The organism is Arsenicibacter rosenii, from assembly GCF_001870735.1.
In the GTDB taxonomy this organism is placed as follows: Bacteria; Bacteroidota; Bacteroidia; order Cytophagales; family Spirosomataceae; genus Arsenicibacter; species Arsenicibacter rosenii.
The window spans coordinates 1-25,562 of record NZ_MORL01000012.1; the positions used below are offsets into that span (position 1 = coordinate 1).

21 protein-coding genes are annotated in these 25,562 nt (G+C 49.6%); 16 read left to right on the plus strand and 5 right to left on the minus strand.

What is annotated here, in order from left to right; genetic code table 11:
* Both BLX24_RS19370 and BLX24_RS19375 read left to right on the plus strand, forming a co-directional pair.
* The coding region (locus BLX24_RS19370; RefSeq protein WP_218160705.1) for an SMI1/KNR4 family protein at window positions 1–452 on the plus strand (452 nt) is incomplete at its 5' end.
* Between the two features lie 283 nt (window positions 453–735).
* Entirely contained in the window at window positions 736–1,146 is a 411-nt protein-coding gene (locus BLX24_RS19375) for a hypothetical protein (RefSeq protein WP_071504852.1), read from the plus strand.
* 405 nt (window positions 1,147–1,551) lie between these two features.
* Here BLX24_RS19375 and BLX24_RS19380 read toward each other — a convergent pair whose 3' ends face one another.
* Complete coding sequence (locus tag BLX24_RS19380) at window positions 1,552–2,310, minus strand: IS5 family transposase (RefSeq protein ID WP_071504853.1); 759 nt, start codon at window positions 2,308–2,310, stop codon at window positions 1,552–1,554.
* Between the two features lie 837 nt (window positions 2,311–3,147).
* Here BLX24_RS19380 and BLX24_RS19390 point away from each other — a divergent pair.
* From BLX24_RS19390 to BLX24_RS19415, 6 genes are all read left to right on the plus strand, one after another.
* The gene (locus BLX24_RS19390; protein WP_071504855.1) at window positions 3,148–3,336 is read left to right on the plus strand and encodes a DUF4177 domain-containing protein; all 189 of its coding nucleotides are present in this window, start codon (window positions 3,148–3,150) and stop codon (window positions 3,334–3,336) included.
* A gap of 246 nt (window positions 3,337–3,582) precedes the next feature.
* Complete coding sequence (locus tag BLX24_RS19395; protein ID WP_071504856.1) at window positions 3,583–3,789, plus strand: YodC family protein; 207 nt, start codon at window positions 3,583–3,585, stop codon at window positions 3,787–3,789.
* 118 nt (window positions 3,790–3,907) lie between these two features.
* Window positions 3,908–4,162 (plus strand): hypothetical protein, encoded by a 255-nt coding sequence (locus BLX24_RS19400; RefSeq protein ID WP_143092722.1) that lies wholly within the window; start codon window positions 3,908–3,910, stop codon window positions 4,160–4,162.
* A gap of 390 nt (window positions 4,163–4,552) precedes the next feature.
* On the plus strand, window positions 4,553–4,927 hold the full coding sequence (locus tag BLX24_RS19405; RefSeq protein ID WP_071504858.1) for a hypothetical protein: 375 nt from the start codon (window positions 4,553–4,555) through the stop codon (window positions 4,925–4,927).
* 114 nt (window positions 4,928–5,041) lie between these two features.
* Window positions 5,042–5,482, plus strand: coding sequence for a hypothetical protein (locus tag BLX24_RS19410; protein ID WP_071504859.1), 441 nt, complete (start codon window positions 5,042–5,044; stop codon window positions 5,480–5,482).
* 240 nt (window positions 5,483–5,722) lie between these two features.
* Complete coding sequence (locus BLX24_RS19415; protein ID WP_071504860.1) at window positions 5,723–5,983, plus strand: hypothetical protein; 261 nt, start codon at window positions 5,723–5,725, stop codon at window positions 5,981–5,983.
* A gap of 129 nt (window positions 5,984–6,112) precedes the next feature.
* Here BLX24_RS19415 and BLX24_RS19420 read toward each other — a convergent pair whose 3' ends face one another.
* Entirely contained in the window at window positions 6,113–7,195 is a 1,083-nt protein-coding gene (locus BLX24_RS19420; protein WP_071504861.1) for a fatty acid desaturase family protein, read from the minus strand.
* A 282-nt stretch (window positions 7,196–7,477) separates the two neighbouring features.
* Window positions 7,478–7,999: a hypothetical protein gene (locus BLX24_RS19425; protein ID WP_071504862.1), complete on the minus strand. Its 522-nt coding sequence runs from the start codon at window positions 7,997–7,999 to the stop codon at window positions 7,478–7,480.
* Window positions 8,000–8,126: 127 nt separating this feature from the next.
* Here BLX24_RS19425 and BLX24_RS19430 point away from each other — a divergent pair, with 127 nt between their 5' ends.
* The 4 genes from BLX24_RS19430 to BLX24_RS19445 all read left to right on the plus strand — a co-directional run bounded on the left by BLX24_RS19430 (window position 8,127) and on the right by BLX24_RS19445 (window position 15,203).
* Complete coding sequence (locus tag BLX24_RS19430) at window positions 8,127–9,020, plus strand: bestrophin family protein (protein WP_071504863.1); 894 nt, start codon at window positions 8,127–8,129, stop codon at window positions 9,018–9,020.
* Window positions 9,021–9,234: 214 nt separating this feature from the next.
* On the plus strand, window positions 9,235–9,675 hold the full coding sequence (locus BLX24_RS19435; protein ID WP_071504864.1) for a response regulator: 441 nt from the start codon (window positions 9,235–9,237) through the stop codon (window positions 9,673–9,675).
* Between the two features lie 18 nt (window positions 9,676–9,693).
* Window positions 9,694–13,404 (plus strand): chemotaxis protein CheB, encoded by a 3,711-nt coding sequence (locus BLX24_RS19440; RefSeq protein ID WP_071504865.1) that lies wholly within the window; start codon window positions 9,694–9,696, stop codon window positions 13,402–13,404.
* A gap of 353 nt (window positions 13,405–13,757) precedes the next feature.
* Window positions 13,758–15,203 carry a BNR-4 repeat-containing protein gene (locus tag BLX24_RS19445; protein WP_229201852.1) on the plus strand — a complete coding sequence of 482 codons (1,446 nt, stop codon included), beginning with the start codon at window positions 13,758–13,760 and terminating at the stop codon, window positions 15,201–15,203.
* A 2-nt stretch (window positions 15,204–15,205) separates the two neighbouring features.
* Here the strand turns inward: BLX24_RS19445 and BLX24_RS19450 are convergent, their stop codons facing one another.
* Window positions 15,206–16,060 carry a hypothetical protein gene (locus BLX24_RS19450; RefSeq protein WP_071504867.1) on the minus strand — a complete coding sequence of 285 codons (855 nt, stop codon included), beginning with the start codon at window positions 16,058–16,060 and terminating at the stop codon, window positions 15,206–15,208.
* Window positions 16,061–16,327: 267 nt separating this feature from the next.
* Window positions 16,328–18,448, minus strand: coding sequence for a M3 family metallopeptidase (locus tag BLX24_RS19455; RefSeq protein ID WP_071504868.1), 2,121 nt, complete (start codon window positions 18,446–18,448; stop codon window positions 16,328–16,330).
* A 179-nt stretch (window positions 18,449–18,627) separates the two neighbouring features.
* Here BLX24_RS19455 and BLX24_RS19460 point away from each other — a divergent pair, with 179 nt between their 5' ends.
* From BLX24_RS19460 to BLX24_RS19475, 4 genes are all read left to right on the plus strand, one after another.
* Entirely contained in the window at window positions 18,628–19,194 is a 567-nt protein-coding gene (locus tag BLX24_RS19460; protein WP_071504869.1) for a Crp/Fnr family transcriptional regulator, read from the plus strand.
* A 133-nt stretch (window positions 19,195–19,327) separates the two neighbouring features.
* The gene (locus BLX24_RS19465) at window positions 19,328–20,452 is read left to right on the plus strand and encodes an SDR family oxidoreductase (RefSeq protein ID WP_071504870.1); all 1,125 of its coding nucleotides are present in this window, start codon (window positions 19,328–19,330) and stop codon (window positions 20,450–20,452) included.
* Window positions 20,453–20,858: 406 nt separating this feature from the next.
* Window positions 20,859–23,792: a SusC/RagA family TonB-linked outer membrane protein gene (locus BLX24_RS19470; RefSeq protein ID WP_071504970.1), complete on the plus strand. Its 2,934-nt coding sequence runs from the start codon at window positions 20,859–20,861 to the stop codon at window positions 23,790–23,792.
* Between the two features lie 8 nt (window positions 23,793–23,800).
* Window positions 23,801–25,471, plus strand: a complete 1,671-nt coding sequence (locus BLX24_RS19475; RefSeq protein WP_071504871.1) for a RagB/SusD family nutrient uptake outer membrane protein — start codon at window positions 23,801–23,803, stop codon at window positions 25,469–25,471.
* The last annotated feature ends 91 nt before the right edge of the window (window positions 25,472–25,562 follow it).

Sequence of the window (25,562 nt, forward strand, 5' to 3'; positions counted from 1 at the left end):
AAGTGTCCGGCCAAACAGGACCACCCCAACCTGCCGGTCAACCTGTTCTTGAGGAGGTTGACCGGCTACCTGACGACCTGGTACGATTTTACGAGTTGTGTGGAGGTGTAACCTTGTTCATGGGTCAGTCCGGTCAAATTAGAATTGTTCGACCCGCTGAGTTTGTCAGAGCTAACCCGGTGATAGTTGGCGAGTTGTGCCAAAGCGATAGAAGTTATGAGTGGTTTATAGTTGCAAGTGATGACAACGGGCAATACGTTACGTTTGACCTGTCAACTTCCCGTTCGGGTTGGTGTTACGATAGTTTTTGGGATCGTCATGGTGTTCCCGGACAAAACGATATTCTTGCTCACTCGTTCATCGGGTTTTTGAATTTGGTGGTGTTGAGTGAGGGGGTTGATTTTTATTGGTTCTTGTCGGATTTTGTATCATTGGGTGATGCCTATTCATAATTTTGCCTTGCAGGGGCGGCTGTCCGGTGACAGGCAACCCGTCCCGAAGGTAAGTGGGGCAGCCCAACCAGACGAGGATGTAAAGGTTGAAGAGGTTGGTATCCAGTAGATTTTGCCGCTCACCATCAACCCTCATGGTCGTTGGGTAGTGCCCCAAAAGGCGGATTCCGGGCGACAAGGTGCACGTCTCGACAGGCCAGCTTTAGGCTCGTTAGGTAGCTTCCGGTCGACAAAGTAAACGCCTGATGTAGGTAAGCACAAAAAACATGACGAATACGATTTGATGAAGCTCTACGAAGATTTGAACGGACTTTACTTTCTTTTTGACTTCAATGCGAGTCATGGTGAGCTGTTGTTCAGAAAGCACAAAAGCGATAGTACTTACAATACAGATATACGATTCAAAGGCGTTCACAGTTTGAATGTAACAAACAGATTCAGAGGACTGACAATATTTGCTGTAAATAAAAGTGAAAGCATACTTTGCGATATTGTCGAAGCTTCCAAATTTGTCTTCAAACTGGTTGACAATAAAAGTCAACTTGAATGCTTTATAAATGCTTCAGCCTTTGGTGTTTATCAAAATGCTCTTGATTCTGAAGTGAGCAGCTTAGGTGAATTTGCGTGGTCAAATGAAAATAAGTGCTTATACTGGTCAGGTGAAGATGAACAGTTGAGTAGAACTTTCAATTAAATAAGGTGGGTCTCGTGCGACATGATGCACGTACCGAAGGAAAGTTCGCAGCCCAACATGATGAGTGTGTAAAGGTGAAAGTACGCTTTTTTAGTCAAGTGACTCGCCCACCATCAACCCTCATGGTCGTTGGGTGATGAGCCAAAAAGTAGTACTCGTTTGTGGGCTTTCGGGCGACAGGCCGCACGTCCAGCCGGGGGAGGCTGTTTGGCTCGTTAGGTGGGTTCCAGTCGACACCAGAAACGCCCTGGTTGGGTTAGTTTGAGCTTCCATTTCCGGGTTTCGGCTGACAGCATAAGCGTAGTAGTCAGGAAAATAAAACAAGACAACGACAGAAGTTAATAAAATTTCATGGGATTTTTTGACTTTCTAAGAGCATGTTGGGGAATTTTGTTTGGTAAAAAGTCAAATCCGCTGCAACATGATCTGAATGTTAGCCAGATACAGCCAGTTGGCCGAAGAAGATACGGTGTATTCATAATCCTTGACAATACGGCGAAAAAAACCAGTCCAGGCAATGCTGCGTTCCACTACCCAGCGCTGAGCGACGGGCACCAAACCAAGAGCCGATTCTGGTCTGGATGCCCCCTCGAAACCGATGCCCCAACGGTCTGGCTCCTTGGCAAATATTCCGGCATAAGCCCGGTCGCCAACCACTTTCTCCACTCGATCCCCATACCATAACAGATCACTAACTAAAGGCAAAGCTGCCTGTCCATCGGCTTGATTAGCCGCATGCACATGTGCCGCCCATAAGCGTCCTCCCGTATCGACCAACAACTGCCTTTTACGTCCGTTCACTTTCTTATGGGCATCAAGCCCCCGATACGCCCAAATCATAGGGGCAAGCTTAACGCTTTGGCTATCAATGCAGCATACAGAAGGCAACGCTTGCCGACCTTCGGCCTGACGGTCAGGTTGGTTGAGCGCCCGATTAATTCGTTCAATCGTCCCATCTGTCTTCCACCTGTGAAAATAGTAGTAAACGGCCTGCCAATTCGGGAACTGGCAAGGCAAATTCCGCCATTGACTACCCGTTCGTAGAAGCCACAGGATGGCATTCATGACCTGGCGTAAATCCAGCTTTCGTTTGCGATTAACAGGTAAAAATGGCGATATTGCTGCCCATTGATAGTCGGTCAGTGGTTCCCACTGTTTGGTCATCTCTATGTAGTTTGGCGACCACAAAGGTGACACGACTATCAATCCTTTTCAATTCCCAAACACGCTCTTAGCTAAAATAGCACTCAGGAGACAGCTAATGCCTGTTTGTTTGAATGCATATAGAGAAGACTATAAAGAAACCAGAATCACTCAGTTAAAGAAGCTATCAAGCATCTTAGAGAGTGTAAAATGAAAACTTCGCGGGGCAGGTCTCCGCTGACAGGACGCTCGCCGGTTGGGATAGTTTACAGCCCAAATCAGGCAGTGGTGTAAAGGTTTAAGTGGCTTTTTTCAGTGAGTTAGTGTGTACGCCATCACCCCCCGTGGTCGCTGGTGAAAATAGTTAGTTTGTTATTGATATGTGCAGGCTTTTTGGTCCACCGCTTTTGACGATTCAGACGAAAGAAATTTACCTTTAATCTTTAAGTAAAAGTGATATATGTTTGATAATAAGGATTACACCAGACTAACACTGGAAGAATTAATTTCAGAAGAAAGAAAAATTAGAAAAGTTCAGGTATTTTTTATAGTCATATTGATATTATTAATATGCGCCATTGTTTATGGAATTATTAGTAATGGCATTAGATCCACCAACATTTTCATACTGATAATGTTTTTACTGTTGGTTTATAAAAACGCGCAAAGTCTCAAAACGATTCGGGCAGAAATTCAAAATAGGACACCAATGTGAATTGAGTTGTGTACTTGCCCGGCGCGAAATGGTCAAAAGACTTTAGTGTTATTGATTGGGGGATTCCTGCCTAAGCTGATTTCCGGAGACAGAGCAAACGCCCATGGTAAACGAGTTAACAGAACCAATAAGTTTGTAAGAAAATGAAAGAGTATAAAGTCGAAATCGTGCGCTACATCCAGACGGGATTTGATTCCAATAAGGCTATCGTAGAAGCCAAAGCCGAAGCGCAGACAAAACTCGATGAATATGCGTCAAAAGGGTACAGATTAGTCTCTACAGCGTCCCCGGATCCATCTACAATTTACCTGTTCTTTGAAAAAGACATTTAGCCGGTTATTGCTCCGTCCCGGCGGCTTGTCGGGCGGTAAGTTGCTCGTCCCCGAAAGAAAGTATTTAGCCCGACCACAAAGGGTATAGTGATAGAAAATATTCGTATTCATAAGGTTAACTCGCTTACATTTACTATTTTGTCACATTGGATGAGACCCGTATAATGCGTGTTTGCGGTCGTTCCGGAGACAGGCCAACCACTCCAACTATCAGTTTTGGGTTTCGCACCCGGTAAAAAAAAGACAATGGAACAAATCTCAATTGGTAGTGTAGTCAAACTTAAATCGGGCAGCCCTCCCATGACAGTTACGGGCTACGGAAAAAAATACGGTTCCGGTAAAATACTGGTTACGCTTGTTGAGGATAAAGAACAGCTTAAATGCCAATGGTTTGATGCAACAGGAACTTTGCAGCAAGACACATTCCCTGTTGCTTCCCTGCAGTTAGCTTAGTTCGGGTAAGCAGGTTCACGGCTCAGGAAAGCCTACCCCGGGAGGTAGTGTACAGCCAGGAAAACGCCATTACAGTTTGACTGCTTAAATTTTGGCATCATCAATCGCTGAACAGGTAATGAAAACAGAAAAGCGTATCAATCGCAAAAAGAACAGACCAAATGATAACTGGCTGCCTGGACGGGCTTTTCAGTCCGCACACAAAGCCGTTTACCATCAGATACGAAATCAGGTGATGGCCGGGCACGAAGCTCAGCTTCAAACCGCCACTGGCTGGCGGAAGCGTTGGCTGTTATGGAAAATTAACCTGCTGACCGAAATACGCTATAACGAGGTGCTCTTTTCGGGCGGTTGGGGTCGGGTACTTCCTTGACCAGGGATGCCGCCTTGCGCTAAAGCAGTTGGGTATTGTCACATTGTTCTGAATAGGGGGAGGATGGTTGGATACAGATTGCCGCCCCGGTAAGAAGCTTTTCATTCCAACCCAATAAGGGTATAAAAGTTGGCAGTATGTCGCACACGGCAGCGTTTGGTTTGGGTTTCCATTCCTGAGTTGTGGCTGATAGTGGATAGAGGCCCGGTCAGGCAGTCAAATAATAGCGTATTATCTAAGTTCGTATGTTCGGGTTGGTCATTATGGGGTTTGTTGGGTATAGTCAGTTACAACTCCGAAAGCAAGAGTGCAGCTTTTGGCGGGAAAACAGACATTTTAGTGGGCAGAGGCGAAACAATGGCTTCAGATTAAAAATTAACTTAACTAAAAATGGACGAAAAATTAACACAATTGCTGGAAGACAGCCTGCTAAAGGTTTGGAGTGAACGCGACGATGAACAGCGGCTCAGGGTGATGGAACAGATTTATGCCACGGACATTGTTTTTTACGAAACAAATGAAGGAGAAGCCATTAAAGGGCATCAGGCAATGGATGAACTGATCAGAAAACTCCAGACGCAATGGCCTCCTGAATTTGTCTTTACAATTACCTCGCCAGTGGTCATCAATCATGGCATTAGTCATGTAAGCTGGACGCTGGGACCAGCCCATGGAACACCTGTTGCCAGTGGTATGGATATTGCCGTTATTGAAGGTGGCGTCATCAAAGGCCTTTACCTTTATCTGGACGATCCCGGCCATTGATATAGCAAATTAATACATACAGTTGCGTCGGGCAGGTGTAGAGTATACCGCAGTACTTCCAACCTGAAGGGCAGTGTTTGGGTCTACGTGCTGGAGCATTATGTGCGAATCGTTATGAAAAACCAACTTACCTGTCTGCTTATTTTTCTGCTTATTGGAGCCGGTTGTCAGAAAGAGCCAATCGACCAGATCATAGACGAATGTGTGGGAGCCACGTTTTATTATCTGGATAATCAGAGCAGTCGTGCTTTATCGATCAGGTTTGCAGGACCTCATTTAAACAGCCAAATTGATTCTGCTACAGTCGTTAATCCAAAACAACGGGTTTTAATAGGGCAGGATGCTGCTTTTGGGGCTAGTCCGCACCCGGCCGATACATTTTCCAGTATCACACTACTGTCCAGCGTCGTAAATGGAAAAAAGACGATAGTTTACACACAGGCCCCGGTGCAGACCACGCTCTGGACGAAGCAAAAGCGGAACCCTGCCGATCCTGATTTTGGCTGTCAGGAAGTATACTATTCATGGACGATTACGGACGATTTGCTGAAGTAATCGGGCGTTTTCATAAGGGAAATACGAACAGGTTGAGCTCGAAGTCTGCCACGATAAGCCTGTAGTACGTCAGGGGAGTTTGGGCTAACCAGTGACTATGCAAAGGCTTGAGCAGCATCCGTCAATAGCGATTGGTATTGTTTTCGCCGGTAGGGAAAACAGATTATAATTTTATGTATTTTAGTCCGGCATTGACCAACTCTCAGCATTTTATTGATCTACCCACAACCCAAACAAACTATGGCGACAACTACCGATTACTCGAAACTAACCGCAGACGAATTGCTGGCCGCAGAAGCTAAAGTTAAGAAGCAGCGAATCATATGGGCTTTTGTCATCGGAGGTTTCATCGGAATTCTTCTCTGGGCTGTTCTGTTCCACGCTTCACTGGTTAAAATAGTGCTTCTGGTGGTTCTCTTCGGCTTTCTGGGGAGTGGCGGGAAGAAAAACGAGGACAATTTCAACGCCATTAAGTCCGAACTTCGTCGCCGAAACATCTGATGTGTCAACTCAACGACTACCTTTTGCCTGTACAGCGATAAGGACACAAAAGCCTCTAAAGCTCCCTTTGGGTCTGATTGACATGTAAAAATAGCCCTGACAAGGGCTATTGCATAAAAACAGTACCCGTCAACTCTTTTGGCCGAGGCGCCGGAGCATGCAGTAATGGGAGTACAACGCGGTTCCGAAGCTGGCGTTTTCCAGATAAGGCAGGCCAAACTCGCCGGCCGTCTCTCTGACAATCTTCGTCAGGGCCGGATAATGAATGTGACACACCTTCGGAAACAGGTGATGCTCGATCTGCCGGTTCAGGCCACCGCAAAAAAAAGCAGCTAGCCGGCTTCGGGGGGCAAAGTTTGCGGTTGTCTGCAACTGATGGATGGCCCATGATTCGGTCATTAAACCCGACGCATCGGGCAGGGGGAAGGCCGTACCTTCAACTACGTGGGCCAGCTGAAAGACCAGCCCTAACACCAGCCCCTCGGCCAGGTGCATGGCCACAAAACCCGCCAGAACCTGCCAGATGGTCAGATCAAGCAGCAGATAGGGCAATAAGAGAAAGGCAGTGTAATACAGCGCTTTGCCGGCAAACAGATTGAGGTACTCTGCCCGGGGATGGTTGTTGTTTTTATGCTGCCCGATCTGTTCTTTAAAAAACTTGATGTAGTCCTTGCGGAAGACCCACGATAAAGAGGCAAGCATGTAGAGCGGAAACGAGTAAATATGCTGGTACATGTGCCACAGGTGATGCGGCTGCTGCGGATCAAGCCGCACAAGCCCCGGCGCTATATCAATATCTTCATCATGCCCGGGAATGTTCGTATACGTATGATGAACGATATTGTGGGTTATTTTCCAGACATACGGACTTGCTCCCAGTAAGTAGAAACTGTTGCCCAGGATCCGGTTAATCCGGGGGCTCGACGAAAAGGCACCATGCAGCGCATCATGTGATATATTGAACCCAATACAGGCCGCAAAAATGCCGAGAAGCAGGCAAAAGCCAAGCATACCCAACGCACTGAACTGATTGGACAGAATCAAAAGATAAAGTGTAAAATAGCCTGTCAGGAAAAAACACGTTTTGACCCACATCGCACGGTTCGCATGGGGAGAGATCGCCTGTTCGGTAAAATAGGCATCAACCCGGGTACGTAACGTACTGAAAAAAGACAGATTACCGGCAGCGGCGAATTTAAGCTTTGTTGCCATCGACAAATACAGGTTAAAATTGACGGATCGACAGAAACAGTTTACGCCTGCATCAGGTAAATGACAGTTGAAGCAAGGTATCCGATGAGTTGAAGAAGCACCAATTGGCGTGAGATAAGAAGTTAGTCTGAGACTGCGTTAACAGAAAGCAGAAGAAAAGCGGCAGAACATTTTGTGCTGCCTGATATATATCTAACGAAACCGGTGCCTGTAAAGTTTGAATAATACGATGATAATACGGTTCATCTTCCCGGTTGCTCCTAAAACAATACCCGAAAACGGCTAAGCCCGATTCAACAGAATGACACTTTGCAGGTAACTTTTGGCTTCCTCAAAAGCTCTGACCAAATGCCTTGAAAAGAAAATACGGCTGCTGCCTACGAAAAAGGCCAGGTCATCTTCATGAATGCAGCTGAAAAAGAGACCGTTCGGGAAATAACCGACACCAGCCCCGTAAAAGTGATTGATGTGCGGCGAAATTATTTTTCCGTCAGACAGTGTCCCACCACCTCCGTCTTTTTTGTTAAATTCGTAAATATGCCGGCTCATGATCGTAATCAGGCTCGTGATATCTTCAATACGCCCGTTGGTACCCACTTCGTCCATAAAATCAATCCGCTTACCGGCCCGTTCAGCCTGTCTGAGCAAAGCGTCTTCGAGAAAAATGAGGTTAATAAAGTTTGACTGCGTAGCATCGTCAAACGTGGCATCTCTCCTGAAGCAGGGATCGTTCAGCAGTAGCTCAATCCGGGCTATCTCCTTATCTAGCTGACCTCGGGTCCATAATTCGGTTGTGTTATTCATGTTGCGAACACACCTGACAGGGGTTAATATGAAAATAAGCCAGATATCTCTTTAGTAAACAATTCAGAGAGCCAAACGATTTATTTATTTACATAGCCAGGACTGACTGTCCTGAAAATCCGGATTTATGCTGCTCAACAATAAAATTTCACTGGGGTTCTTTGTCAAGAATATCCTCCATCAGGCGCTCTACATTTTTCTGTTTGCGAACCTGATTGTTTTACTGAAACTATTCAGTGCGTGGCCGCTGGTAATACCGATTGCTATTGCAGCCATACTGGGTACCTGCATCGCCTTACTGCTCGCTTTCCGTACCAACCAGGCCTATGACCGGTGGTGGGAAGCCCGGATCGCGTGGGGCGCCATCGTTAATGATAGCCGTAGTCTTATCCGTCAGCTTCAGATGTTTCTGCCTGATGAGTCGAAAAAAGAACTGCTCCATGCTTTTGTAGAGCGACAGTGCGGGTTTTGTTTTATGCTGGGAGACACGCTGCGCGGTCAGGATACGGCAGGGCGGTCAAAGGCGTTTCTTTCTGATGCAGACAACGTAGCGGTAGATAAGGCCGCCAATAAACCCAATGCGGTTTTGCAGCAGCACAGTATGGCAATTCGCCGGCTGTATGATGCCAGGGAGCTGACTGATTTCCAGATGGTTCAGCTTAGTATAAATCTCAATAGTTTAACCGACTCAATGGGGCGATGCGAGCGGATAAAAAATACGGTTTTCCCCAGAACCTACACGTTCAATATGCAGGTGTTCATTTACCTGTTTGCCGCTATTCTGCCTTTTAGCTTAGATCCGGTCCATTACTTTCTGGATGTTCCGCTGGTAACCCTCCTGGCTTCGGCGTTCATTCTGATCGAAAAAAGCGCCATTCAGCTACAGGATCCGTTTGAAAATAAACCAACCGATACGCCCGTGACCTCAATCGCCCGGACGATTGAAATTGACCTGAAAACAATGACGGACTATCCGGAAATTCCCGACAGACATGTCTCGCAGACGTACTATGCACTGTAGGTCTGCGTATATACTATAAGCTTACCTACAGATGGCCCCTGGCTGAGCCTATCCCGCTATTCCGGCAACGTATATCGCCCTTGGTCAGTAGTTCAGTAACTATTGATATACCTAAACGGATGTTAAGTAGCAAAGTAGGACAATTGTTAGCATGGAAATGCAGTATTTTAGCAGATCGTTAGTATGACGAGTATTTTGATGTTACCTTTCTGCTATGGAAAGTACGCAGATTCTCCTCGCCGATGATGATGATGACGATTGCCTGTTTTTTCGGGAGGCCCTGAATGAACTGCCCTTATCCACAACCCTTATCATGGTGCATGATGGTGAACAGCTTATGCTGCTGCTGATGAAGAACCGTGACCATCTGCCCCATGTACTTTTTCTTGATCTTAACATGCCCCGTAAGAGCGGGCATGAATGCTTGTGCGAAATAAAAAAGGATGAAAACTTAAAGCACCTGCCTGTCGTTATCTTATCTACGGCCTTTGAACAGGACATGGCCGACCTGCTGTATCAAAACGGAGCGCAATACTGCGCACGTAAGCCGGCTAATTTTTCACAACTCAAGCAAGTCATTCATCAGGTACTTACGCTACTAAGGGAACCGGCTACAGCGCCGGTATCCCGGGTAAACTTTGTTATTGGCGGGTGAATTGGCACCAGATTCACCATGAAAGCAAAGAAAAAAATTAAGTCGGCAAATTTGTTTCCGGTAGTAGGCATCGGTGCTTCGGCAGGCGGGCTGGCCGCATTCAAAAAGCTACTGAAAGCCATTCCTCCACAATCAGGAATGGCCTATGTGCTGGTACAGCACCTGGCCCCCAACCACGAAAGTCAGCTGCCCGGACTACTGCAAAAGGTCACGGTAGTTCCGGTGCTGGAAATAACCGATGATATCAAGGTTGAGCCGGACCATATTTACATTTTACCCAGCAATAAAATGCTGGTGGCCAACGATGGCGTCTTGCAGCTGAGTCCTCGTGCTACACAAAAAAATCAACTGAATCTACCCATTGATCTTTTTTTTGAATCGCTTGCCGAAATTCATCAGAATCATGCGATCGGGGTTGTCTTATCAGGTACCGGCAGCGACGGTACTAACGGGTTGCGGGCTATTAAAGCGCACGGCGGCCTTACCTTTGCCCAGGATATGGCCTCGGCAACGAACGATGGCATGCCCAAAAGTGCCGTTAAAGCCGGTGTCGTCGATTTTATCCTTGCCCCGGAAGATATACCTCAAAAGCTGCTGGATATAACCCGTATGCTCAGGAGTGAGCCTGGCAATCTGCCTGCACCGCCAAGGGCCGAAAAAGCAATAGTCGACAAGATCCTTGCGCAGCTCCGGATGCATAAAGGAACTGATTTTACCTATTACAAACATACAACTATCCGCAGGCGGATTCTGCGCCGGATGGCGATTAACGATCTGAAAGAACCGGCCGGTTATCTGGCTTATTTGCAGGATAATCCATCCGAGCAGGATGCGTTGTTTCAGGATTTACTGATTCCCGTTACCGCATTTTTCCGCGACCCGCCCGTTTTCGATACCCTTTGTGAAACGGTATTCCCGCTCATGCTGGAAAACAAAGCCCCCGATGAACCCATACGGATATGGGTAGCCGGATGCAGTACCGGTCAGGAAGCCTATTCGATGGCGATGTGCTTCTGCGAATTATTGGGCGAAGGCTTCGGGCGAATCCAGTTATTTGCCAGCGATTTAAGCGAACCTGCTATTGTAAAAGCCCGTGCCGGTATTTACGCAAAAAGCGAAATAGAAGGGATTTCCGGGGAACGTCTGCGCGCTTTTTTTTCGGTAAAAAACGGGAATTACCAGATCAATAAAGCCGTTCGGGATATGTGTGTGTTTGCTACACATAATTTTCTGAAAGATCCGCCTTTCGGCAAAATGGATTTTATCAGCTGCCGCAACGTGCTGATTTACATGGAGCCCTATCTGCAAAAGAAAGTTTTTACCACGTTTCATTATGCCTTAAATCCTAAAGGCTATTTATTACTCGGCAAATCAGAAGATATTGGTCAGGTGCCTGATCTGTTTACCCCGGCTATGCGGAAAGGCAAACTATTTATCCGGAAAGACGGCCCGGGCCGCTTTAGTCATTTGGTGGGGCAGCAAAGTGATCTGCACCCCAATCCGGTACACCCCAAACAGGACAGCCGGTCCGTAGATTTTCAGAAAACAGCGGATGATTTAATCCTCAGTCAATACACACCGGCCGGGGTGGTAGTCAATGAAGCCATGGACATTGTGTATTTCCGCGGCACTACGGCGCCCTACCTGGAACAGGCAACGGGTAAACCTACGCATAATCTATTGAGATTAGCCCGCCCGGGCTTAGCCTTTGAGTTGCGCAGTGTTTTGCACAAGGTCAGAAAAGAGCAGGCACCGGTAAAGAAAGAAAACATTCCGCTGCTGATAAATGGCCACACACAAACCATCACCATCGAAGCCGTTGAGTTACCGGATACGGCCGAACCCTACTATCTTATCCTGTTTTATGAGACAAAAACAAGTCCGGTAGCGGATCAGACAAAAACGAAATCGCGGAATAAACGGGACGATAAAGACCTGCGGATCGCTCAGCTGGAGCGGGAGCTTATCCAGGCCCGTGAAGATATGCATGCCATTACGCGGGATCAGGAGGCTGTTAATGAAGCATTGCAGAGTGCCAATGAAGAGCTGCTGAGCAGCAGCGAAGAACTGCAAAGCCTGAACGAAGAGCTGGAAACAGGGAAGGAAGAACTGCAAAGTACCAATGAAGAACTTACCGTCATTAACCAGGAAATACGAGGCTTGAATGAACAGGTAACAGCGGCACGCGATTATGCCGAAAATATTGTGGATACCATCCAGGAATCACTCCTTGTACTGGATGAACACCTGCACGTAAAAACGGCCAATCGTGCTTATTACACATTGTTTCAAACTACGGAAGCCGATACAGAGGGTAAACCGCTCTATGAGCTCGGACGCAGGGACTGGAATATTCCGGTGTTAAACGAGTTACTGGAAAAGGTACTTTCTGAAAAAGAAACGATTGACAATCTGGAACTGACGCAGACGTTTTACAACATTGGCGAACAGATCATACGGCTTAATGCCCGCCAGATCAGGCAGGAAAATTCAGAGAAACTACTGCTGCTGGCCATTGAAAATATTACCGAACAGAAACGGGCTGAAGAAGCCAGATTACAAATACAAAAACGCTATCAGTTCATTACCAACACGATCCCTCAAAAAGTCTGGGCAACAGACGAAGAAGGTAACCTGGATTTCTTTAATGATGTCTGGATGAACTATACAGGCCTAACGGTCGATGAACTGAAAGAATGGGGATGGAAAAAAATAATCCACCCGAACGATTGGGCCGAATACCGTAACCAGTGGCAGCATTCACTGGATACCGGTACCCAGTTTGAGCTGGAGCACCGGCTCTTGAATAAAGAAGGCGAATACCGGTGGCATTTAAGCCGCGGATTAGCCTATAAAGGCACTAACGGAAAACGGTCTATGCTTTGGGTTGGGACCCATACGGAAATACAAGTGCAGAAAGAGCAAAAAGAGGCGCTGGAACAGGCAGTTGCCGGAAGAACGCTTGATCTCAAAGAAGCCAATCAGGCACTGGCCGAAAAAAATCAGGCGCTTCTGGCCGCAAATAAAGAGCTGGAGGCCTTCTCTTATGTGGCAAGTCATGATTTGCAGGAGCCATTGCGCAAGATTCAGGCCCTGGCAAACCGTATTCTTGAAAAAGAGCATGGTCAATTAACCGATAATGGTAAGGACTATTTTGAACGCATACAAAAATCCGCTGCCAGGATGCAGCAACTGATTAAGGATTTGCTGGCGTTCTCGCGTCTCAGTACTTCGGGACGTACGTTTGAACACACGAATCTCAATGAACTGATTGATGATATCCGTACTGATTTTCAGGACACAATTGAGGAACAACACGCCATAATTGATGCATCAGAACTGGGTTTTGCCAGGGTGAACCGGTTTCAGTTTCGCCAGCTCCTGTCTAACCTTATCGGTAATTCCCTTAAATTTTCCAACCCTGCCGTATCACCGCATATTCAAATCAGGAGCCGTATAGTAGACGGCCACACATTGGCTAACGAAAAATTACCGGCTGAGCAGAACTACTGCCACATTACCATCATCGATAACGGCATCGGGTTCGACGAAGAATACAGCGAAAAGATTTTTGATCTGTTTCAGCGTCTGCATCCCGGAAAAGATTATGCCGGTACAGGCATTGGCTTACCCATTGTGAAAAAGATTATTGACAATCATAATGGCATTATTTCGGCAACCAGCGGGCCAAATAAAGGGGCACAGTTCGATATGTTTATTCCGGCTTAGGGGGTTAACAGAAAGTAAGCAAAATCTCTGGATTATGCATTTTATCGGCTAAATAAGTGGGAGAGTCAGGCTTTCTTCGGACAAAGCAGCCTGCCTGCCCGTTTCGCTTTCATTTAACGAATATGAAAAAAGTCTGCTGCCATGAACATCATCAGCGGGGCAACGACTCATTAAGTTTTTTGCGATTGGGGTAACGCCCTGGACCCTGAATCCGATGCAGTATGTCGAGGCCGGTCTGCGGGTACTTAAACAGGAGTAACCATTTTGGGTGAAAATGTACATCGATTCGGGCCCGGACACAGTATCTGGCCTCGAATCGCTTCTTTTATGGCTGTAAATCAACGATACCGCCTGTGTTTCGACATCTCCTTTTTCTGCTTTTCTGGGTAATGGCCGCTGCTGCTTCCGGCCAGTCTGTGGGTAAACCGGCCAACGGCTATCGGGGCATCTGGTATTTTATCGGTCCTGTCAAAAACGAATATGCTTACAAATACAGCGGTGGCCTGGGTACCTATCCGGCCAACCATTATCCGTTTTCGGTTTATGCCCCGGCCGTAAACAAGACATTTTTCTGCTACGGCGGCGTAACCGACTCAACATCAAGGGCACTGTGCCACATGGTCGGGGTGTTTGATCATAAAACGGGTATGGTCTCCCGCCCAACGCTGTTGCTGGATAAACAAACCGACGACGCGCACGATAATCCGGTTATTCAACTGGACGATCAGGGATACATCTGGATTTTTTCGACCTCACACGGCACCGAGCGGCCTTCGTTCATCCATAAAAGCCGCGCGCCGTACCAGATTGATGCCTTCGACCGGATTGATGCCACCCGGCTGGATAAGGACGGCAAAACGGTTCCGTTCGACAATTTTTCCTATTTGCAGGTCTACCGGCAACGCGGTAAAGGATTTCTGGGGCTGATGACGCATTACGATCGGAATGTGTTGCTATACGGGGCGAACAAGCCGCGCCGGACAACGGCTTTCATCACAAGTCCTGACGGGGTAAAGTGGTCGGCGTGGCATGATATTGGCACCATTGAAGAAGGACATTACCAGAGCAGCGGACAGAAGGGAAATAAAATCGGCAGTGCGTTTAACTATCACCCGAATACCAAAGTGGGAGCGGGACTCGATTACCGCACCAATGTATATTATGTCGAAACCGACGATATGGGTAACTCCTGGCACACGGCCGACGGCAGACCCGTTTCGTTACCTCTGTCCGACATTGCGAATCCGGCGTTAGTGCAGGAGTATAAGTCGCAGGGACTGAATGCGTATATCAGCGACGTGAATTATGATGCCGCTAACCGGCCCCTGATTCTGTATGTCACCAGCAAGGGGCCTGAACCAGGGCCGCAGAACGGTCCGCATACCTGGCATCTGGCCCACTGGACCGGTAAGGCATGGGAAATCCGGCCGGTTACCACCGCTGATCACAACTACGACATGGGCTCAATCTATGTGGAGGGCAATACCTGGCGGATCATCGGTACGTTTGGGGCGGGACCGCAGCCGTATGGCACCGGCGGGGATCTGCTGATGCTCGAAAGCCGGGATAGTGGCAAAACCTGGAAAACGGCCAAGGCAATTACCCGCAACACCGAACGGAATCAGGGGTATCCGCGAAGGCCGGTAGCCGTGCATCCGGATTTTTATGCGTTCTGGGCCGATGGCAATGCCCGTAAACCGTCGGCGTCGTATCTCTATTTCTGTAACAAAGCCGGTGAGGTCTTCCGGTTGCCGGCCGAAATGAAGGCCGGTTCCGGCTTTCCGGAACGTGTGAAATAAAGCTAAAAAATACGTTTCAGCACTTCGTAGCTACTCAGTTTACCGTTCAGGTATACCTCCGACCGGACATTGGGCAGGAGTGCGGCCGACCGGTATACAGCCATATCCAGCGTAGAATTACCGACCGCCAGCCCGCCATGATTCCGGATATCCATGGTGGCTGTCAGCCGGTGGGCGGGGAACGATCCGGCAGGCGTGTCCACCGTGCGGGCTTCATGCACCTGCTGTTTGGACAGCGTAATCCGCAGGCCAATCTGATTTTTTGCCAGCTCCCCGGCAATGGTGCCTGCTGCGTCGATGACATACGTTTCCCAGCTGCGGTGTGACCGGTTCAGGGCGCTTCGTCTGGCTTTCGACGGAGGGAATGCCCGCTGCAGGTCGAGCACAACGTCGGGAAGCGACTGACCGGTTTTCAGGCTGGCGGGGAGTATGTAGGCCTGGCTTGAGGCGCGCGGCAGCAGTAAGGCATCCATATAGGTGTACATGAAATAACCGGAAACCGGCAGACCAATCAGATCGACCTGTGTGCCTTCGGGCAGGCAGACGACCTGTATCCGGCAACCCTGATGCGGCTTGTTCTTTGCATCAACCGATTGAATATCAATCATGATCCATGTCGAATCGTTAACGGTTTCCAGCCCGACGATGGTAAACAGCGACCGGCTAAAAAGCTTGTTGTCGTCAGAATAGAGTTCTGTTTCCCAGCCGCTTCCGGTTTTCAGGGTAAGGCCGTGGCAGGTAGCGGTGGCTTCCTCCAAAGGAACAACTGGTTTAACCTGAGCGGTTGCGGTTTTTGGGCCGAACAGAAAGGATAAAAACGACATAAGCAGCAGTGTTGGCAAAGGTTTGGTATTCATTGGGCTATCATCGTAAAATAAGCAGTATACTAAGGAGTATCGCCAGCAGAACCAGGATAATCAGCGCCGGTTTCTGCCAGCGTGCGTCAGGTGGTGGAAATGGCATAGGCTGTATTTTTGCCAAAAATGGGGCGCGAACTGACAGGGCGAGCAGACGACTGAATAACTGGTGGCTTCGGGTGAGTGTGTGGCTGATTCCGGGGGGGATAAAAAAAGGGTCCGGACGGGGGAGCTCCCCGTCCGGACCCTGACAAGGTGAGCGGACGACTACAACGTCTTCAGCAAGCCACGGCGGCGAAGTAGCGGCTTGATATCCGGCTCCGCACCACGAAATTTCCGGTAGAGCGTCATCGGGTCTTCGGTGCCGCCGCGCTCCAGCACGTTTTTACGGAACGACTGCGCCGATTGCGGATCGAATAATCCTTTCTGCTTAAAGACCTCAAACGCATCGGCATCCAGCACCGCCGACCAGATATAGCTGTAATAGCCGGCCGAATAGCCGCCCGAGAAAATGTGCTGGAAATACGTACTCCGGTAGCGCGGCGGAATCTGCGGAATCAGACCGATTTTGTCCATCGACTGTTTCTCAAACGCAAGAACGTCGTTTGGCGTCTGACCGGGAGCCAGCGTATGATAATCCATATCGAGCAGCGAGGCGGCCAGGTATTCCGAAGTCGCAAATCCCTGATTAAACAGGTTGCTCTTCTGGATTTTTTCAATCAGCTCGTTCGGAATCAGTTCGCCCGTCTGGTAGTGTTTGGCATACAGTTTCAGCATGTCCGGCTCGGTCGCCCAGTTCTCCATGATCTGCGACGGCAACTCCACAAAATCGCGCGGTACGGCCGTGCCCGACAGGCTGCCATACGTAACATTTGAGAGCAGACCGTGCAGCGCGTGGCCAAACTCGTGGAAAAACGTGTGGACTTCGTCGAGGTTCAGCAGGGCAGGGGTGTTGCCGGTTGGTTTGGAAAAATTGCAGACAATCGACACCACCGGGGTAACCTTTTTCCCTTTTTCGACTTCCTGTTCGCGGAAACTGGTCATCCAGGCACCACCGCGCTTGCTGGCGCGGGGGAAGAAATCCATGTACATGATGCCGATGTGGCGCCCGTCGGCCTCCTTCACTTCATAGGCAACAACCTCGTCATGATAGACCGGCAGGTTGGTTAATTTCTCAAACTTCAGGCCATATAACCGGCTGCAGAGGGTGAAAATACCTTCGCGGACATTGCCGAGGGAGAAGTACGGGCGCAGTTCCTGCTCGTCGAGGTCGTATTTCGCCTTGCGCAGTTTTTCGGCGTAGTAGCGCCAGTCCCAGCCTTCGAGTTTCTGACCTTTTCCTTCTTTGTCCATCATAGCCTGCAGGTCGGCCGCTTCCAGTTTCGCCACCGGTACGGTAGCGGTCCAGAGCTGGTTCAGCAGTTCGCTTACTTTGGCGGGGGTAGTAGCCATGCTTTCTTCAAGCACATAGGCGGCGTGGTTCTGATAACCGAGCAGGCTGGCTTTTTCGGCACGCAACGTCACGATGTCAGCCATGATTTTCTTGTTGTCGCGGGCGTCGTTGTGGTTGCCGCGTTCGAGGTATGCCCGGAACATCTGCTCGCGCAGTGCCCGGTTGTCGGCGTATTGCAGGAACGGCATCACACTCGGGTTTTGCAGGGTAAAGACCCATTTGCCGTCGAGTTTCCGCTTTTTCGCTTCGTCGGCCGCCGCGGCTACAACAGAAGCCGGCAGCCCGCTCAGGTCGTCTTTTTTGTCGATCACCAGCGTATAGGCATTGTTTTCGCCCAAGAGATTCTGCCCGAATGTAAGCGTCAGCATCGACAGCTCCTGGTTGATTTTCCGCATCCGTTCCTGCTTTTCCGGCGACAGTGCGGCTCCGCTGCGGACGAAGTTTTTGTACGTTTTTTCGAGCAGCATGTTCTGCTCGCCGGTCAGTTTCATCTTGTTACGCTGGTCATAAACGACCTTTACGCGCTGAAACAGTTCTGGATTCAGCTGAATATCATCACGGTGTTTCGACAGCTTGGGCGAAAGCACCTGCGCAATTTTCTGGAGTTCATCCGATGTGTTGGCACTGTTGAGGTTGAAAAACACCGTGCCGACACGGTCGAGGAGATCGCCGCTGTTTTCGAGTGCCAGGATGGTATTTTCAAACGTTGGCATAGACCGCTGGCGGGTGATGGCCGCGATTTCGGTCATTTGCTGTTTCATGCCTTCCTCAAAGGCGGGCTCAAAATGTTCCGGTTTGATTTTGTCGAACGGCGGCACGCCATGTGTCGTTGTGTAGGCGCTGAAAAACGGATTGTCGGTCACTGGTGGTTGACTCACCATCATAAATGAGGTTAAAAAAGCAGCTGATGCCAGAAGGCTTAGCGTGAGTTTCATACTATGGGTTTTATGTTGACGAGAGACGGTCTGTTCAGCAGACCGGTCCGATCAAAGATACGGGATATTCCGGGTTCTGGATACCGGATACTGGTGTAGTTTATCCAGTATCCGGTAACATCCCGTACCCATTTTATCCGGTATACCTGTAACTTGCTCCATAATCAACCTGAAACGTCTTGATCGAACTATTTGCACGACTGAAACAGGCGCCGCCGATCAGCCTTGAGGGGCAGATGGCGCTGGCGTCAATGATTACACGGAAGGAGTTACCCAAAGGCTACCTGCTGCTTGAACAGGGAAACGTCTGCCAGCATTTTTACTTGCTGGAGAAAGGATTTGCCCGTGGGTATTATAACCATGAGGGTAAAGATGTGAGCCTGTGGTTTGCCTTTGAGGGCGACATTCTGACTTCGCTCTATTCGTATGCCACCGGTAAGCCGAGCTATACCAGCATTGAAATACTGGAAGACAGCGTTGTTAACGGTTTCACCTTCGGCCAGTTGAACGATTTACTGGAAAAGTACCCGGAATTCAACCTTGTCGGGCGCTTGCTGGCCGAACAGTATTTTATTGAGCTGGAAGAGCGTACGCTTTCCTTTCAGTTTAAGACCGCCACAGAACGCTATTATGAACTGATCCGTAAACACCCGCAGATTTTGCGGAGAGCGTCGTTAGGGCATATTGCTTCGTTTCTGGGGGTGTCGCAGGAAACGCTGAGCCGGATTCGTGCAAAAAGAGAATAGCAGGTTTCTGATTTTGATAAATGTCAAAAGAAATCTATGGGCAAAGCATAAACTTTGTCACATCGGTAACACGCAGACAAACGCTTGGGATCTCAGCGTGATACCGTGTGCGAAACTTTGTAGTCAATAGCTCATGAAACGTTCAGGCAAACCTTTTTTTATTCTTACCGGATCAACGGGTGTTTTAGGGTCACATATTTTGTACGAACTACTCTGGAAAATTCACGCCTGTGGCTATCAGGGTAAGCTGATTCTGCTACTCAGACCGAAACAAGGTAAGTCGATTGAGGCACGCTTCCGGGATTTGCTCAATCCGGCGCTGATGCCGGTGTTTATGCAGGAAATTGATCTGGAACGGATTCAGAAAGACCATGTGCAGTTACAGGACTACGACATGACAACGGCCGAAGCGCTGGATGCCTGTTTTCAATCGGAGGAGGGGACCTGGCACCTGATCCACTGTGCGGCATCGGTTAATCTGGGAACGAGCGCGGCCGCCTGTGAAGAAATTAAACAAACGAACTACTACGGAACGCTGCGGCTGATTAAAATGCTGCGGCCATATATCCATAAGGTTAGCTACATCAGCACTGCTTTTGCCTTCCGGCCGGAGGAGTGGAAGGAGCAGAACATGGTGCAATACCGCAACTATTACGAAATTTTCAAGGCGCAGATCGAAGAAGAGATTCCGGAACTGTGCAGAGAATACGGCCTGGCCTGGCAGATTCTGCGGCCAAGCATCATTGCCGGCCGCCTGATGGATGCACCGTATCATGTGGTCTATCGGTTCCTGGTGTTCTACCTCTTCGGCGCGTTCTTCTACCGGTCAAAACAAGCCTACGGAAACATGAATGTCCGGATTGCCCTCAATCCGAACGGCGGACTTAATATGGTGCCGGTCGATTATGCGGCGAAGGTCATCGTCCGGGCGCTTGACACCCCGATTCAGGACCTGAATGTTGTCCATAGCAAATATGTGCCGAATACCTTTGCCGTGCCCAGAATGTTGCAGGCGGCGGGCTGGACCAACTATGAATTTGTCAGTCAGATCCCGACCGATCTGAATCCGGTGGAGAAGCTTTATTACCGGACGGCGGGTGCGCAGTTAAGCCAGTACCTGCTGGCCGATGACTATCCGTTCGACATGGCGGAGCTGAAAGATCTGATCCCCGACGTTGAAGAGCCAAACCTTGAAGCCAACTTCGCCGCCCTGTGTGATTACGCCGCCGAACACCAGTTCCGGCATGTTATGGAGTAAAAAAACGATTATCTGCATATGTGAAAGCCGTCTGGCAGCAATTTTGCTACAGGCGGCTTTTTGTTTAATAATTAGTTAATATAAATCCGGATAATGGATAGTAATGGGCTGAAAATTAGGTAACTATACTGATTGTTTGTTATGGTATCGTTAAATTGTCGGGCCAATATGGAATCTCAGCGCAGCAGGAATAAACTTGCAGCCCTGTCGGAAATCATTTTAAAATATTTAACAAATAGTATAGGACATTCTAAATGTTCTTTTGTATTCTGCGACACTAAACAATTCTTATTTTTTCATGAAACATGTTTACACTTCACCACCGCTAAAACTTGCTTTTAGCCTGGTTTTTACGTTGCTGTCGGGGAACTGTGTTCCTGCGTGGGCAGACAAACCGGTCCGGTTTATGAGTCCCGAACCGGTTGCAACGGCTGCTGTTGCCGACATCACTATTAAGGGGCGTGTTATCGATGCATCGACCAGCGAGCCATTGGCCGGCTGTAATGTAGTTATCAAAGGAACATCGAAAGGAACCAGTACTGATGCAAACGGGAACTTCACATTGGCCGTGCCGGATGGCAAGGCCGTGCTGGTTTTTGGGTTCATTGGTTTTGAGTCGCAGGAGGTAGCCGTTGGCTCGCGTACAACGCTGAATATTTCGCTTAAATCATCAACCTCAGAACTGGCGCAGGTGGTCGTGATCGGATATGGTACGACCACGAAAAAAGACGCAACCGGTGCGCTGAAGACGGTAAAAAGTACCGACTTTAACCGTGGAATCGTCAACTCACCGGAGCAGTTGCTGCAGGGCCGCGTTGCCGGGGTAAACGTGACATCTGCCAGCGGTGAACCGGGGGGACGCCAGAATATCACCGTGCGTGGTCCGGGAGGGGTCCGGACGGGTAGTACGCCGCTGTTCGTGTTAGATGGTATTCCGCTCGATAACTCAAGTACGGGTGGGGCCGGTAACCCGCTCAACTTCCTGAACCCGCAGGACATTGAATCGATTGATGTCCTGAAAGATGCTTCTGCAACGGCGATTTACGGGGCACGGGGCGCCAACGGTGTGATTCTGATTACGACCAAAAAAGGAAAATCCGGTTCATCAAACCTGACCATTTCGTCGAATATTGGTATATCGAATATGGCCCGTCCGATTGCGCTGTTCTCCGCCGACGAGTTCCGGAAGCAGGTGGTAGCGGTTGGCGGTACACTCGATGACCAGAAAGCGTCGACCGACTGGCAGAAAGTTATTTCGCGTACCGGCATTACCCAGGATCACAATGTCTCGTTCAGCGGTGGTGCCAATAAACTGACGTTCTACGGCTCGGTAGGGGTGCAGAATCAGGAAGGTATTCTGAAAGGCAGCGACCTGAAGCGCTATACGGGCCGTTTCAACGCGTCACAGAAGTTCATGGACGACCGCCTGACGCTGGATGTGAACATGACCGCCTCGCAGACGATCAACAACCGTCCGTCGATTGAAGGGATTGTCGGAGCTGCCTTGTCGGCCAACCCGACCTATCCGGCCTATGATGCCAACGGGGTGCCGGTCCGCTATCAGGCCTTCACAAACCCGCTGATTACCCTGGAACTGCAAAAAGACCAGACAACGATCAACCGCGTAGTCGCCAGTGTATCACCTTCGTACAAAATCACGAACGATCTGGTTTACAAGCTGAACATTGGTGTCGATAATGCCTCATCTGTCCGCGATCTTCAGGCGCTGGCCAGCGCCATACCGCAGCAGGATGGTCGTCTGGAAAGCAATTACGGGACCAACCGCAACATTCTGGTAGAGAACTACTTTACCTACACAAAAGCCTTTGGCAAACACAATCTGACGGCGTTGTTGGGTCACTCTTACCAGAAGTTTGTGATTCAGGGCCGTACGTGGAGCATCAACAAGTTCCCGATCTCGCCGATTGAGCCGATTAACAACCCGGGACTGGGTCAGGACCTGACGCTGGCTAACAACCGGCCAAGTGGTTTTGCTATCATCAACGAGCTGCAATCGTTCTTCGGCCGTCTGAACTACCAGTTCAACGACCGCTACCTGCTGACGGCTACGGTTCGTGCCGACGGGTCGAGCAAGTTCGGGGCTAACAACAAATACGGGGTGTTCCCGTCGTTCTCGGCCGGCTGGCGTCTGTCGGAAGAGGAGTTCCTGAAGTCGGGCCCGTTCTCTGATCTGAAACTGCGCTTAGGCTGGGGACAAACCGGTAACCAGGAGATTCCGTCGAAAATTACCCAGGCCTTGTTTACATCGAGTACCGGAGCCGCCAACAGCTATCCGCTCGACAATACATCGGTATTCCCGGCCGGTACTACTTATACCCGTCTGGCAAACCCTGATATTCAGTGGGAAGTATCGACACAGACCGACGTCGGCCTCGATTTCGGCCTCTTCAAAGGTGCGCTTACGGGTTCACTCGACTATTTCCGGAAAGTATCCGGTAAAATCCTGCTCGAAGTTATCCCCGCCGACCCGATTCAGCCGGCTGCTACGTACTGGACAAACGTACCCGATATGACCATTACCAACCAGGGTGTCGAACTGGACCTGAATTACCGCTATGTGAGCAACAGCGGGTTCCGGCTGGATGTAGGGGGTAACGTCACGTTTATCAAAAACCTGGTGCAGAACTCGCCGTATACCGTTATTACCTCTGGTTCGGCTTCGGGCCCTGGTCTGACATCGGCCACGGTAAACGGCTATGTGAACGGACAGCCAATCGGTACGTTCTACCTGCGCGAGTTCCTGGGCGTTGACGATAAGGGCGTTAACAAATTCCGTGATATCGACGGCGACGGGATCGGTGGTACTGACAAAGACCGGATTGCAGCCGGCAGCGCCCTGCCAACGAAGCAGTTCAACTTCAATACGACCGCCTCGTTCAAAGGCTTTGACCTGACTGCCAACTTCAACGGGGTGGCCGGCAATAAGCTCTATGATAACACCGCCAACGCGTTCTTCTACAAAGCCCGTCTGGTGAAAAACCTGAACGGTCCGGCATCGGCAGTAGGTGAGCCGAACGAGTCGATCAATAACTCAGCGCCGGTCTCGACCCGCTTCCTGAAAGACGGATCGTTCTTCCGCCTGAACAACCTGACGCTGGCCTATAACCTGAGCCCGCGCATGATCGGCCTGGGCAAATGGGTATCAAATATCCGCCTGTCGGCAACGGGGCAGAACCTGTTTGTATGGACGAAGTACAATGGCTATGATCCGGAAGTAAACATCGACCGGACCGTAAACGGTATTTCTTCCTACGGGATCGACTACCTGAGCTATCCGAAAGCCCGTTCATTTGTATTTGGCGTTAACCTGACATTCTAGCATTTATCATGAAAAAAATACTTATCAGCTCGCTCGCTCTGGCAAGCCTGCTTTTCTTAAACAGTTGTACAGACCTGAAGGAACAGGTACTCGATGAGTCATCGGTGACAGGCCTGACCGATAAACAGGCTGCCGACGGTAACCTGGCGCCGGTGTATGCGCAGTTGCCGACGCTTTTTACGCATACCAACTACTTTGCCGCCCAGGAGATTTCGACCGATGAGGCAATTTTGCCCTATCGTGGCGGAACGGACTGGGGCGATAACGGGATCTATATTGCGCTTCACCAGCACACGCATACCAGTACGGACCCGAACCTCCGGAGTACCTGGTTGTTACTGACGCAGGGAATTTCGCGTGCTATCACGGCAATCAGTGCCCTGCCTACCAACAACGACCCGAACGCGAAGGTGTACATCGCCGAAGCACGGGGGATGCGGGCATACTATAACATGCTGCTGCTGGACCTGTTCGGCGTTGTCTTCAAAAAAGAGAGTCCGCAGGCTATCTCAGAAATCCTGCGCGGCGAACAAGCCTATGAATATGTCAAGACCGAGTTTCTGGCCGTAGAACCGGATTTGCTGACAACCGTAGGACCTGGCCGTCTGACAAAAGGCGGGGTGTGGGGCTTACTCGCCCGGCTCTATCTGAATGCTGCCGTATACAGAGACCGTTACGCCACGTCGTTTACGTTCAAGCCGGAAGATATGGATAAGGTAGTGGAGTACAGTGACAAAATTATTAACGCCGGTCAGTATCAGTTGTCGAGGGATTATTTTTCGGTATTTAACGCAGAAAATCACGACAACAAGGAGCTGGTATTTGCCGTTGATCAGCGTGCTGAACTAAACGGTCATAACCGTCTGGCTTATTTCTCGCTGTCGGGTGATCAGTTCCCGCTGCCTGCATTTACGGGCGCTAACGGGACAGATGGCCCCGGGATTACGCCTGATTTTTACCGCACATGGGTGAACGCCTATGCACCGAAAGATCCGGCCGGAACCGATCCGCGTTTTTATAAGCAAAACATGAATATTCCGGCTGACTCCTGCGTGGCGGCGGCTGATTTCGTGTATAACCGTGGTATCCTGCGCGGGCAGCAATACGGCCTGATCCGCGTAAACGGCGCGTTTGTACGGTGTGGCAATAATTACAAGGTCGGGAAGCTGTTCAACGTGACCCGTAACCGCCCGACAACACCGGTGGTATTTACTGAAGCCATCAACTACACCGTAGCCGGCAGCGACTACAGCACCGGCTACCGGGTGTTGAAGTACGAATTCAGTCCGAAATCGCAGTCGGGCCGTAACCTGGGTGATGTCGATATTCCGATTGTCCGCCTGGCCGACGTATACCTGATGCGGGCAGAGGCCAAACTGCGCAAGAGCAACGATGCGGCCTCGGCTCTGGCGGATGTAAACCTGATTCGTGCTGCCCGGACCAACCCTGCCCCGGCCCTGACGAGCATGAGCCTCGACCTGTTGTTCCGCGAGCGCGGGTTTGAGCTGTACTGGGAAATGGTGCGCCGTACGGACATGGTCCGTTTCGGTAAATATGAAGGCACCTGGACGGAGAAAACCGACACGAACCCGCAAAAACGTATTTTCCCGATTCCGCAAACGGCCATCGACGGTGCGTCGAACCTGCCGGGTTATCTGGTGCAGAATCCGAGTTACTAAGCGGTCTGGATGGTTCCGGATGCTGGATGATTTGAACAATACTTGACACTATTACTAGCCTTCAATATCCATCATCCACCATCGGGTATCA